This is a genomic window from Streptococcus sp. 20925_1_44 (genome assembly GCF_041432435.1).
GTDB classification, from domain to species: Bacteria; Bacillota; Bacilli; order Lactobacillales; family Streptococcaceae; genus Streptococcus; species Streptococcus infantis.
Window position 1 is genome coordinate 52,986 of sequence record NZ_JAPVZQ010000006.1, and the last position, 13,972, is coordinate 66,957.

Consider the following 13,972-nt stretch of genomic DNA (forward strand, 5'->3'; position numbering starts at 1 on the left):
TTCTAAATTTCTAATAGTTGAACAAATTCATAACGATCTGGATAGAGAATGTGTCCTTGGTTAGGTTTAAGCGCAGGCTCATTCATGATATAAGGATAGCGAGTATGGTCTTGATCGCTAATACGTACACCAAGAAAGACCTGTTCTACTAACTGATTAGCTAGTTTGACAAAATTATCGTATCGATTTGTTACTAGATCCTGATAAGCACCAGCAAACACCAAGGTTACTCCATAGCGAGGACCTTCTGTAAGGAGCTCTTTGAAGTCTACTTCATTCATCCCTGCTACCATAGCTGTCGCAGCAATGTCTGGTATCAAAATCAACCATTTTGGATAATCCTGGTCTGGAGACGCAACGCGTTTCCTAAAGTCTTCCAGTATCGTCTTCATCACATCAGCAACTTCCAAAGAACTATCAAAACGCTGAATACCAGTAAAGAATTGACTACTAATACGTTGACTAGAATCTAGAATAACCGTATTATACTTATCTGACAAACGTTTCAGATGATACTCTAATAATTTGTAGTAATTTGTTACAAAGGCAGGACTATCTGAAGCAATAAGAATAGGTCGGTCAAAGCTAAATGATGCTGGAACAACAGCTTCTCTTTCAAGTCCCAAGATAAAGTCTTGACTGTTTTCTAAGAGATCTGACATTACCTCTTTGGTTACCTTCTCTGGCAACATTGGGATACCTGCAGGAAGCGGTCCTTCGTATGCTGCAACCATTGCTTCTTGTTCTTTACGAACTTCTTTTATGTAGTCCGTATAGTATTCACTACTGTATGGCAACATCACCTGGAATTGGACGATATCATCAAATTTAGCTATCGCTCGACCTTTGATTTCATCGAGCGGAATATTAGATCGTCCTACTACCCCTGATAAATCACTATTGTCAAACAAGAATAGAGAAATCTTGGTCTTAAAGTTAGATTGTAACTGTAGACGCATGGCATTGAGACGAGAAAGTGTCACAACTAGATAGATTCCTAGAGAGGCACCATCGCGAGCAATGACATTTAAGGTATCATAAAAGGCATCTACGAAAACTGCATCCATAACGCTATCAAATCCATCTATCTCAATGAAAATCGTTGGGAAAGACTCATCAGACAACTGATTGTACTGCGTAAGGTTTGTAGCTTTTGCTTGAGAAAGAGCACGTTTACGAGTTTTTATCTCTCTATTCAAGAATCGTAGAGATTTCATGATTTTCTCAGTTTCATCAAGTGTAAAATAATCTGCAATATGAGGAAAATCAGAAATAGAGATTAACCCACTGGTACCAAAGTCATAGAGATAAAAGTGAACTTGTTCAGGTGTATGCTTACGAATGACATCCATCGCAAAGTTCTGAAGAAAAGTTGACTTCCCGAATCCTGGACTAGAAACTAATAAAATATGTCCTCTTTGTTCCATATTGAAATAAAGTGGCGATTGTTCCTGTCTTTCAGGAATATCTTGATATCCAACTAAAATCGGTTGTAGATTTTCTGAATGACTCCAATAATCTTTGAAGTTAGTTGATTGTATATCTTTAGCATATATTTTTTCTTCAAGTGGTGGCAACCAAGGACTTGCTACTTGATTTATATCAAGACTATCAAATACTTCGCGAGCATTTTCTACAATGGCATCTAATTCTGTTGGAATAGCCTTTGCTTCTTTTTTATTGACTAAACCACTCAAGTCTTTATTAATGGCATTATACTGACCATTACTTGTAATCTCATATACAGTTGTATTTTTTTGAACATGGTTTCGACCTTCTGGATTATAATCTGCACCCGACCATGCACTCTGGAACAGCTCATAAATTTCATTGTTCCCGACTTGAAGATAGGCTCTACCTGTCTGTGTGATTTCTGCGGCATCAGGTGTTTTGATTACTTCTCTAGAGTCTGCAGCATCTTGTACCTTAAGAGCTATCTTAAACTTAGAGTTCGACCAAATTTGATCATTGACAACTCCACTTGGTTTCTGGGTTGCTAAAATTAATTTAACTCCCAATGAACGACCAATACGAGCAGTAGATACCAATTCATCCATGAAATCAGGTTGATTTGCCTTCAATTCAGCAAACTCATCACTAATGATTAATAAGTGAGGTAACGGTTCTTTAACCTTCCCTTCTTTGAAGAGTTTCATATACTGATTGATATGATTCACATCATTCTCTGCAAAAATACGCTGACGTTTCTTAAGTTCAGCTTTGATAGATACCAAAGCTCGATTAGCCTGGTTTCCATCCAAGTTCGTAATAGTACCAACAACGTGAGGGAGGTCTGCAAAGAGATTGGCCATCCCCCCGCCCTTATAGTCAATCAATAGGAAGGCGACTTCATATGGGTGATAGTTCACAGCTAAAGAAAGAATATAGGACTGAATAAGTTCAGACTTACCTGATCCTGTAGTACCAGCAATCAAGCCGTGAGGTCCATGCGCTTTCTCATGAATATTTAAATAAAGAATATCATCCCTACCTCGAACTCCTAGGGGAACTGCCATTGTTTGGAAAGTTTCATTTTCTTGCCATCGTTTTAAAAGATCTAGTTCCTCAACTTTATTGACTCCATACATTTCAAGGAAGGTAACGCTATTTGGAATAGAATTACGTAACGTCTGAATATGATGAATACCAGCAAGGTTTCTAGCAAAATTTTCCTTCTCAGATAAGCTTACGGGTGGAAGAGGTGTAATTTCTTTATTTGTATAATTCCCATCCTGAAGCAATAATGTAGCTTTTTTATCTCCTCGATAGTCAACAACCGTCTTAACATGTTCTGGTAGACTTTCAAGTACTTCTTCTACGAAAACATAATGAATTCCTAGATAAGATAAGTCTTCATTTATATACTCCATAATATTGTGATCCAACATCAGACTTAAATCTGTAATAAAGAGAATATAATGAGGACTATATTGCTTTTCTTTTCCTTTATCCTGCTCACTATCCAACTTTCTATCTTTAATAATTTGATAGAGAGACGTTAATAATTGGTCGCGAGTTCGTTGATTGTATACAAAACCTCGGCTATTTAGTGCTTTTATTTTTGTATGAGGTAACCATCGACTCCAATTCCATATCTCCAACTCTTCCTCTCGAAAAATTGGGATAAACTGTAAATCATGGTAGCTTTGGAAAGTCGCCAATTGCATCATCATTTGTTGAACTTGCTCAATTACTATTTGTCGTGTTCCTATATACCCCGTAGGATTTGTTAATGTATGAGTAATAGGTACCTGCTTGGTCACACGATAGTATGAAAGAAGTTCTTGAATTTTCTGATTAGCAGCTGCATTATATTTAGTTAACTCAGAATTTGAATACTGAATAGAAAAACTAGAATCAATTTCTCCCAAACCTAAACGATAAGATAAAAAATCAAAGTGATAGAGTGTCTTTTCATAAATACGTCGGTCAGTTTTTTCTACCATTTCTAAAATCTGAAACATATCAGGAAAATGATAAACAAGAGCTTCAACTTGTTCATCTCGTAAATCAGCTAATTGTGAATATTTGGTTTCCAAATATTTCATATACTCTGTAATCTTCTGTTCCTGAAGTTCTTTATGTGATTTCTTATCAGAAAAATAAGTATGAATAGAAGTCCCGATAGTAATGACAGACATACCCATCATCATAAACATCATTCCACCACTACGTGTAAAGTAAACCGTTAGTAATGTAAAAACGATCATTGCTAAAGGAGTAATAATCAATCTTAGTAATGATTGTTTTTGCCCTTCATCATCTGTTGGCGCCGAAGCAATTGTTACTTTATCATCTGGTTCTCTCAGAATAATCCGTGGAGAACGATGAAATTCCTTTGAGCGATCTTCTGTCGATACTTCAGAAAAGGGCAATAAAGATGTCTCAATAGAAAACAATGAATGGATAGATAAAATTTGTTTTTGAATAGATAAACCGACACCTTGTTCAAACACAATTTGATCCAGATCTTGAATGTTATGTTTTCCTGTTTTTATTTCACCGTTAATATAATATGGACTAACACTATAAATTGTCTTATTTATCCCATCAAAAGTCAAAATGATTTCTGTAGGAAAATCAACTAAGCGAATGGTTGCTTCTTTCTTATCTGATAAATAGAGAATTCTCTCAGGAAGAAGATAGTACTCTGTATCCCCAACCACAAATAAAGAAATAGTTATTTTATCATCTATAGAAATTTGATGACTTCCATAAGTATAAGTTTTTCCTAATAATTCAACTCCAGTTTCCTTGACATCCAACATTATATTCTCATGACAAGGAAGATAAATATTAGAATCAACTGAAGAACCCATTCGATAGGTATTTCCTGCATAGAGTGGATAGACATTGTCTTCATAAAATAAATAATTCATACACCACTCCTATCTTGATTCTGTTGAAGCCACATTCGACTTGCTAACTTCTGGTGTTAGGTAATTCTTCTTCAATTCTTCCAATTTACCCTTATAATTATTTAACTGCTCAGTACGCTGTTCTGATGTTAGATTAGGGTTTCTCTGGACTTCATCAATCTTTTTAGTAAGACCATACATCAATAATTGGGGGTCATCTAAGTAACTTGCAATATCCATTGCTTCATCAATTTTTGACTGGCCAATTAACACCCAATAACGCAGATAGTCTGTATTGGATTGAGTTGATATTTTTGATAACTCTGTCTTTTGCGCCTCCGTTAAAGGTTCAGTCTTAATCACTGAATAGGCTACCATATAGGAGTCATCCTGGCTAAGCGATTTAGAATCTGTATTTTTTACGGTTGATACGACCGTTGAATAATCTTGATGAACAAAAGCAAGACGCAAATCTGATATCATTTTTTGGCTAGGCATAGCAAACAATAGAAAATAAAGTACTCCAACCAATGAGAAAAAACCAATAAGAGATGTGATTAAGGTAGTTAACTTTAATCTAAATACTAGTTTATTAGGAACTCGTGAAAATTTTTCTTTATTTTGTTCCCTTTCTTCTAGGTATTTCTCTTCTAACAAAGATATAATTTCATCTAAGTTTTCTGCTTTCATAATAGTTTCACAGAATAGTTTTCCCTTATAAAATGGTGACTGTCCCTCTATCAATTTCTCATAACTTGTTTTTTTATCAAGCAAAGACACGATCATTGCCTTGAAGTTAACAGTAAACTCATCTAAGCTTACAACATCATATGGTGGCACTTGTCCTTTAACACCACGGAAAACAAATAAAGGATTCCCATTCCGAGAAAACACTAAATTATTAGGAGATAAATTATAAGTGTAAATAGAATCTTGCAACGCATGAAACAATTGACCAATATTTATTAAATGACGTAACTTTTCTTCGTCAATCATGGTAATCAGCTTATCCCAGGAATAATATTCATCTGTCAATAGACTTTCAATCGTTAATTTACCTTCTTCTTCGATTACATTTTGATTAACAAAATAAGGTTGTTCTGCTACTAATAAAGCATACGCTATTTCACGATTACCTTTGATATCGCCAACTACCAATTCAAGTTTTTGCACTTCCATACTAACTCCCCTAATTATATTCTCTCTAATTTTAATAATACGCCGTCTTTCACTAAAGCTAAACTGCTAGTACTAGCAAGTATATCCCCAGACTGCTGATTTCTTACACTTGGATTAAATACCTTAACCTCTGCGCCATAAGTTTCTAAAACAATTTGTATTAATTCTTTTATGGTTAATTCAACAGGGACTCTTAAATCTAAAATTTTAGATAAAAAAGGACTACAATCAAGACTAATATTAATGTACTCTTCCATAAAAACCTCCTAAACTTAAAACTATGCCATTATAATTATTATATCATGTGAAACATGATTATAAAAGAACTTTTCGCATATAAAAAAGGAGATACGATTGTATCTCCTCAAAATATTTTTCTACATAATTTTATTGTTTAAATTTATGTAATTTTTTATATAAAAGAGAATAAATTGTGATAATCATTCCTAGTATAAACAATAAAATTGTAGTCCAAGAAATAGGAGCTTTTACGTTATTAAGCGACACATTCTTCTTATCACTATGGTTCATTTGGATTTGACCAGAAAATAAGGCGGATTGATACTCATCAACGATATTTCCGACTTCTACTTTAGTGATAAATAAAGTTGTTTGAAATGATTGATACTTTTCTCTATCATTTTTTTTTGCAGCATCAATAGCTTTGTATGTGTCAGGTTGAAATAACTTCGCTAAATTACTCTCCTGTTCAAAATATTGTATTTCTGTTTTCTTAGGATTTTTATCTAAAGACGTATCTATTTGCAAAGAGCCATCATTTGCAAAAGCTACACTCCAACTCGTAAAAAATGAAAACAACAGAAAGATAAAGACGATAGTTTTTTTCATGTTAGTTATTGTCCTTAACTTGTCGATACAAGAAAACATTCCAAAGTCCCAAAGCAATCGTTAGAACTACGATTATAATCATTGAAGGAACAACTCCACTTTGCTGATTAACAAACAGTTTCACAACACCTTCGAGATAAGTCAAAGGAGAAAGAGTTCCCAAGATAGGAGTTGAATTCACATAATATTCATCAAAGAGTTGGGTTGCGGTAATGATATAAATTAATATTAGACTAACGCTTATTAAAAATCCTAAACTTCTAAGCCTATCAATAAGAATATTAAGACCATATGTCATCATCAGACTTATTATGGAAAGAATTAGTACAAAGGCACTCAATTGCGGGATAGAAAAGCCAAGTTTAACTCCAGCAATAATTGCAATTATAAGGCCAGCAATCACAGAAATAAGGCTTAGGAAAAGCATCGGTCCAGAAGAATTTCTCCACGATAAACGATCTTTCAAATTCATGATTCTTTGCAATTCCACTTTGTCTGCATGTTGGAAGAGATAAGCAATAACTAAGCTAACCAGATAGCTAATCAAAATAATTAGAAGACCTGATCTCTCATCTTGACGACTAGACTGTGACTGTGATTTAGTTGCAGCTGATACTACATTGCCAACTTTTGAAGCATCTACAGGATTAGATAAGTATTCATATACTGCATCATTTTTAGTATTACCTGTTCTTGTATTGCTCAAAACAGTAGAAAAGTTTTTAAGAAATTCTTCATTTGAGCCATACTCACTAGACATAATATTTTTCAACTCAGAAACGCGAGTACTTAACGATTCTCCATCTTTTTCCAAATTATTGATATCTTTTACCAACTGAGAAATTGACGATTCAATTGTCTGAGAAACAGCTTGGTTTGCTTTTGTATTGTCCATTAATGTTTTACTAGCTGACATCAGTGTACCTAGGTCACTGTTCATATTCATACTAACTGTAACCATATTTGTATTATCTACTTTTTCTGTTTCAACAAAGTTTGGTTTGGATTCAATAGTTTTATTTACCTCTGAAGCCTGTTCAATTAACTTACTCAACTGAGACGTTAAATCGCTTGTTGTTGTTCTCAGTTGTTCAATATTTGATGTCAACTTCTTAGCATTTGCTGATCGAGACTGAATTTCATTCATCTTTTCATCAGAAACTTTTAAATCAGATTTCAATGCTTCCACAGTAGCAGTTTTTATCAAACTTGTCACAATTGTTTTAAGATCATCATTATTTACTAACGCTGCAAGAGAACCTTCTGCTGGGATAAACATATGTTCTGAATACGTATTTTTAGATAAATCTAAACCATAATATGCAGTAACAAGACCTGACAACTGTAAATAACCATCTACATCTTTATAAATAGCTTGTGTTAGTTTTGTAGGACTATACTCCCAGTTCGAAATAACATCTTGCATTTCATAGTGACGATTCAAAACTTTCTTTTCTGTCTGATTTGTCTTTGTAGTCGTGATAGTCTTCGTTATAGTGAGAACATCTTTTGACTTCTTCTCTTCAGGTTTAGCAGCACTTGAACCTGAATCGGTAGTAGAAGTTACAGGAGTATCTGAAGTAGCTGGTGCTGAAGGAACTATTTCTTTCTCTGTTGTCTCCTTCTCTTTTGTTTCCTCTAAATACGGTGCATCTTCTTTTATAACCTTCACATCTTCTGTCGTATCTAGCTGATACTTAACAAACACAGGAGATAGTACACTGATATCATTTTCATTCTTGATAGCTAGCGTATAAGAAACAACTGTACCAGCAGAAACTTCACTGGTTATATTTATCTGATAGTTACCCCCTCCAAGGTCGGAAAATCCATAGTTTGATTCTTTTAGGTAGTAACCACTTGGTACTGTTAATGTTAATTTTGAAATTTTTCCTTCAAATGATGGTAAAGATATCTCTCGTTTTGTTGTACTCTTGGTTTTAATTTCATCCTTTAGGCGAGAAAATTCTTCATTTTCAAGAGTTGTAGCTTTCAAAGTAGGCAACTCTTTCCCTGTCTTCTTACTATACCACTGCATAAAAGCACTAATATTTTTCAAATGTTGTTTATCAGAACTAGACAAAGAAAGATTATCAATAGCTGCGTCATCATAATATACACCAGGCCATTTGCTTGTGATTTGATCTTGCATACTAGTGTTCAACGTTTTGATATAACCACCAAGTGTTTTACTAGCCTCATCTGCTGTCGAAGAATTTTTAGTCAGAGAAGATTCTACTGCATCTTTAATTTTTGTATCATAATGCGACAAAGTGTCATCGATATCTTTATTATTATTCTTTAGAATCTCAAGAAGAGAATCAATATCTTTATTATAGGAAACAACTTTATCCGAAGTTTCTTTCCAAATAGCAGGCTCAGATAAATTATCCTTAATATGGGTATTTATACTACCTAATTTAGACAACTGTTCCTTAACAGATAATTTAGAAAAGCCTTTATCATAATCGGACAAAGTTTGCTCTCTAGTATCCAAAGATTGTTGCCATTTTTTTTGTTGCTCATCTATTTCTTTTATTGTTCCCTCATATGTCTTATTAACAGAATCAATTGATTTAAAAGCATCATTTGTATTTAATAAATCTTTATTAAAGGATGAATAAACTGATAATAAATTATTTGGTGATGAGCCTAATCCATTAAATTGTTGACTATATTGAGCAAGCGGACCTACTAACTTATTGTTAAAAGTTGATAGTGATTCTTGTTCATTTGTAACGACATCAGCAACCTGTCCTTGCGCTGTCTTCAAATTTCCAATAATACTAGTGAAATAAATATTAATTAAGTCCTTATTAAAAAGTTCTTTAAAAGCTACTACTGCTTGTTCTGCCTGTTTAACAGTTAGTTGATCACCTGATTGGATTTGATATTGAAACGTTGCTTGAACAGGTGAAGTTGACTCAATAGCTAAAGCTTCTTCTGAAAATTTACTTGGAAAGACTATCATCAACTGATAAGTATCATTCTTCAAACCACTTTCAGCAATTGAGCGGGAAACCACTTCCACCTTGTAATTATTTTTTGAAATAAACGAATTTACTAGAGTATTAGCAATGTTAATTTGTTGTCCATTGTATACTTTTCCTGCATCTTCATTTACAACAGCAACTTTAATAGGAGCTTGTTGCACCGAAGATTCTGAGTTTGCCTGGCTGATAGGTGTTGGTTTTACAATGGCAAAGAAGGATACTATTATTGTAATAAATAACAATAATGCCCCTAAACTAAATAAAACTTTCTTATTCACATTTTCTCCTTAGGTAAACATAGTAAAAAAGTTGAGGATAAATCCTCAACTTTAACCTCAACCGTTTTGAATGCCGAAGTTTTTAGATAAAGCTTGGTCATTTTGTTTCATTGCTTCAGCAGTCTTATCAAGTTGTGTATTGATTTGTTGCATCAAGTCCGCAAAGTTTTCAACTTTTGGTTTCAACTCAAGGAATTGTCTTTCAAAACCTTGGAAGGCTGCACCTTCCCACTCTGTACGTAAAGTATTTTGTAAACGCTGAAGATTATTCAAAATAACTCTGATATCATTAGCAGCTTTTCCATATTCACGCGCACGTGATTGAAGGGTTTCGGTGGATACACGAATTTGGTCTGACATATTTCTACCTCTATGTTTTTATTTTATTTTTTACATTATTATTTTAACATTATTCCAATACTTACGCAAGTATTATATTAAATAATAGATACAAGTATTTTTAACAAAAATTATTTTGACGAGATAAGTTATTAAAACCTATTCAACGCATATTTAAACTAAAAATTCTACCATATAAATAAGCTTTCTATCATACTTTTCTGCTTTCAACCTCCGATATAATCCATCTTTGCTTGAAGACCTCATCCATGCTGTGGATGTCCTTGTTAACGTGAAGAAAAAGAAGATTACCTGTTTGATAAAAACTGGATTCCCCCAGTTTTCTTGGACTAGAAGATCATATGGGAAATACAATAGGTCTTTCAAGCATTCGTCGTAGATTCCTTTGATCTTACAAGTTGAGAAGGTGTCAAAACTCCAGTAATCATAATAATATCTATTGTCATACTTAGGTATTCTTTACCAAGGTTCATCAGAATGACTATAATACCAAAATACTAGTCAGTTATAAAAAGTATAGAACTGTAAATTAATAGCCTTCCCATAAATACTATAGCTGATTTTCTTTTACTTCCTCAAACCATTTTTCAAACTCTAGACGTGGAATCAATTCCTCATCCTTGTCATAACGCCCTTCATAACTATAGCGACTATCAAGACTGTTTTTCTTGGCATCATAAATCAACCACATTTCAGTTGGATGTTCACGGTCATATTCTTGGCACACATCAAGCAATTTCTGTATATCTTCAAGACCAAACCGTTGTACTGCTACCATCATATTTTTTGAAGTGTCTACTTTTTTATTTATAATTTCATTCACCGCATACATTTTTGTCACAGTTCCATTAATTTTATAAAAAACATCAAAAGAAAGTAATGCTTCTTCAGAGATACAATAAATGTATACTTTTTCTGCTTGATTTTGGACATATTCCATTGCTAGTGAAATCATGCTAACCTGAACTTCCATGAATTTATCTTCAAATTGTGTCATTTTATTCTCCTATTTATTAACATTTTTAATTATCTCAGTACGTACCTCACCATCAATACTGTACACCACTTCAAAACTAGTTGGTCTCATTGAAGAGCCCTCGTAGTTAATTTTAATATCTACTTCAACTTTCTTTGGTGGATTTGATTTTAAAGCATCTGCCCAATCACGTTCAATACGGCGATATTCTTTTAAGTTGACATCTTTAGCTTGTGAAACAAGGTTATCTAAATCAGGTGATCCACCAAATAAATCTCCGAATATATGCCCTGCATGGTCTCCAATTTCTTTATCTGGAGTATTTGAATTATGAGGTAATCTACCTTCATGGAGTTTTAGTTGCAAATCTTCAGCATATGCCCGATCGATACGACCAACCTCATCAGTACGATAAAGATAGTGATGTTCTCCAGCCTCGTATACTACATTAGGTTTCGGAACTTTTCCATCCATATGGCTTCCGTCTGTCAATATTTCACCAGCATCTTCCAACCAATGTTTGGTCTGCGAACCACCAAACCTACTGCCAGATTTTCCTCCTAGCTCCATCACATCATCCACACTGCCATCTAGATTCTTCGCAAAAGCACTGATATTATCTGCTATATGTGTTAGCTTACCTCCTTCAAATGGAATGGAGCCTGTCGCTGGTTGTAATTGTTTTAGGGGATTTAAACTAAATCTCTGAGCCGCTTCACTAAGAACATTATCCGCATGGCGTAAACCATCGCTTAAAGCGTCTGCCGAATTCGATAGAATCTTACTTGGGCGAAGATTATCAAGCTGTTTACCATAGGTTTTCAGCTGGGAAATCATATTATCTGTCAACCCCTTAGTGCTCTTCAGAATCCCTTTAAGGTTATCAAGGTTCTTAACTCCTTGCTCCACTCCTTCTTTTATAGTTGTTTTGAGGCTGGTCTTAACAGCAGTGAGTCCTGCGGTCTTTCCTGTTTTGGCCAAGCTACTTAGATATTTACCGGCTGGGATTAAGTCAAGCAAGGCAAAGGCTCCTCGCATGCCTCGTTCGGTATTATCCAACTCGCGACCCGTCCCCCAGTCCTTACCAGTCGCGGCTGAATACATATCAGCACCAGCTACAACGAAACCGGCAACTGCTCCAGCTGGGGGACAGAAAATGGTCAAGACAACCACTCCTACTCCAAGAGCGATATCTCGCCACATCTCTATATTGGCTTTCTCGTCATCAATCGAGACATACTCAAAAGATCGAGTATGATGCATCGCCATCAGATATTGATCCTGGGTCAGCTTGTGGTCTTTATAATCCTTGCTTTTCTTGAATTCCTCATAGCTTTTCTGCAGGGTTGCCTTATAGGGACTGTCAACCTTGTAGAGTTCATCAATCCCTATCTCACGTGGGGTGACTTCCTTGGTGCCGACAGGATGGCCATAGGGATCTTTCACAGGCTCGATGCGCTTATAGCCAACCTTGTTTGTTGTTTTGTACTGTTGAATGCTTAGGGCTTCTAGCTTAGCCCCCACCTTGTCCATAGCCTCATAGAAGGGTTGGTCGATTTTATTCTTGATATAGTTGTTTACATTCTCAGCATAGCGTTCTAGGGTGGAGAGTTTGGATTGCAGCGTTTGGGCGGTACTGGTTTCATCATGGTAGGTATAAGAGACAACACCATCCGTGTCCCTTTCCTTGATCATTTGCTGGACTTTCTCTGAAATCTTGACCAAGTCTTCCACTCGTTTAGCAAATCCGGTTGAAGTTGTCCCGGTGCTATAGGGACCTGCTTGGGCATTGGTGTAATTCCCATAACCACTACTAGAGACTGTGACGTTTTCAGTAAGTCCCGTTATAGCTTGTTTCATACTCTTCCAAGTTGACGAATGAAGTTCTACATCTTTTGTCATTCCTCGCCTCCTCCTAACATGCCGAGACTATCTAAATTTTCTACCAATTTAGGATTGGATGAAAGACCATTTATGAAATCATCTCTCAACTTAGCGTCTTGTTCAAGCCATTGCCCCATCATGTTTAAGATTTCACCATTTGCACGCCGATATAGGTCACCAACTTCATTCACTTTATTGAGCATGTCCGCATAGTGATCCATGGCTTTTGAAGCTTCCCCACCTTCATAATATTTCGTTTCAGACAAGCTCTTTAATTTTGGAGCCAAGTTGTTCTGAAAAGAAACTTCAACTGTTGTGATATAACGCATAATTGCTTGCATTTCATCCGGATTCATGACGATTTCTTTAGAACCGCCACCATCCATCGTAGCCACATCAATCAAGACCATTTTCAAAATCCTCCTCCCTAAATGGAATTTTCAACCAAGTATACAGTCTTTCAAGAAAATAATACTGACTGAATCTATATAGTTCTTCTTTCTTCACATCAAATCCGAGTAGTTCTCCATTGCACTCTACAAAGAGAAAAGAAGCTAATAGTAATTCTGCGTGTTTGGTTTGACTCATCTGCTCTAAAGGATAATATTGTACCATTAGTGCCTGTTCGGATGCTAAAGCATCCTCTATAGCGGAATTCATCTTCTTTTCCTCAGTTAGAAAAGACTTTTCGTCTTCCATAGGATTCCTTGTTACTAGGGCAAGTTTTTCCTGAAGTAAAATTAAACGACTCATGGGACTAATCTTGGCAAGTTGATATCCTTGTCCAGTATCTACTATAAGTATAGAGAAATTACTGTCACGGCATTGCATAAAATAAAAATTATTCACAATGACCAATGTTGTTCCGATACAATATTCTCGTAGAGTTTCAACTATGACAAAACCTGATTCTGTTAAAGAACCATCCTCCTTAACTAATCCCTTTTTTTCAAGAGCTTCTTTGGCCATCGTCCACACCATCTCAGAAACTGTTACAATCTCATCTAGAGTGGGTAAGCCAGGCATCAATTCTCCGTCAAAGGCACCAATTAGATAATGGAGTTCGTGAATAGAAAATGTTTCTTTGTTAGACAT

10 protein-coding genes and 1 pseudogene are annotated in these 13,972 nt (G+C 35.2%); all 11 read right to left on the reverse strand.

The window, feature by feature from the left end:
- Positions 1-2: 2 nt before the first annotated feature.
- On the reverse strand, positions 3-4,379 hold the full coding sequence (gene essC / locus O3643_RS07775; RefSeq protein ID WP_371501007.1) for a type VII secretion protein EssC: 4,377 nt from the start codon (positions 4,377-4,379) through the stop codon (positions 3-5).
- Positions 4,380-4,388: 9 nt separating this feature from the next.
- Complete coding sequence (gene essB / locus O3643_RS07780) at positions 4,389-5,537, reverse strand: type VII secretion protein EssB (protein WP_314945049.1); 1,149 nt, start codon at positions 5,535-5,537, stop codon at positions 4,389-4,391.
- A 14-nt stretch (positions 5,538-5,551) separates the two neighbouring features.
- Positions 5,552-5,794: a hypothetical protein gene (locus tag O3643_RS07785; protein WP_006149462.1), complete on the reverse strand. Its 243-nt coding sequence runs from the start codon at positions 5,792-5,794 to the stop codon at positions 5,552-5,554.
- 130 nt (positions 5,795-5,924) lie between these two features.
- The gene (gene essA / locus O3643_RS07790; RefSeq protein WP_314945042.1) at positions 5,925-6,386 is read right to left on the reverse strand and encodes a type VII secretion protein EssA; all 462 of its coding nucleotides are present in this window, start codon (positions 6,384-6,386) and stop codon (positions 5,925-5,927) included.
- Between the two features lies 1 nt (position 6,387).
- Positions 6,388-9,657, reverse strand: coding sequence for a type VII secretion protein EsaA (esaA, locus tag O3643_RS07795; protein WP_371501010.1), 3,270 nt, complete (start codon positions 9,655-9,657; stop codon positions 6,388-6,390).
- 57 nt (positions 9,658-9,714) lie between these two features.
- Positions 9,715-10,017, reverse strand: a complete 303-nt coding sequence (locus tag O3643_RS07800) for a WXG100 family type VII secretion target (protein ID WP_314945035.1) — start codon at positions 10,015-10,017, stop codon at positions 9,715-9,717.
- Positions 10,018-10,341: 324 nt separating this feature from the next.
- A pseudogene (locus tag O3643_RS07805) lies at positions 10,342-10,512 on the reverse strand (PoNe immunity protein domain-containing protein); the annotation flags it as partial.
- Positions 10,513-10,567: 55 nt separating this feature from the next.
- Positions 10,568-11,014 (reverse strand): hypothetical protein, encoded by a 447-nt coding sequence (locus O3643_RS07810; RefSeq protein WP_314945031.1) that lies wholly within the window; start codon positions 11,012-11,014, stop codon positions 10,568-10,570.
- Positions 11,015-11,023: 9 nt separating this feature from the next.
- A complete protein-coding gene (locus O3643_RS07815; protein ID WP_314945026.1) occupies positions 11,024-12,895 on the reverse strand; it encodes a DNA/RNA non-specific endonuclease in 1,872 nt (623 codons plus the stop codon).
- The gene (locus O3643_RS07820) at positions 12,892-13,287 is read right to left on the reverse strand and encodes a hypothetical protein (protein ID WP_314945024.1); all 396 of its coding nucleotides are present in this window, start codon (positions 13,285-13,287) and stop codon (positions 12,892-12,894) included. The genes O3643_RS07815 and O3643_RS07820 overlap by 4 nt, the downstream gene beginning before the upstream one ends.
- Entirely contained in the window at positions 13,274-13,972 is a 699-nt protein-coding gene (locus O3643_RS07825) for a DUF5081 family protein (protein ID WP_314945021.1), read from the reverse strand. Before O3643_RS07825 ends, O3643_RS07820 begins: the two co-directional genes overlap by 14 nt.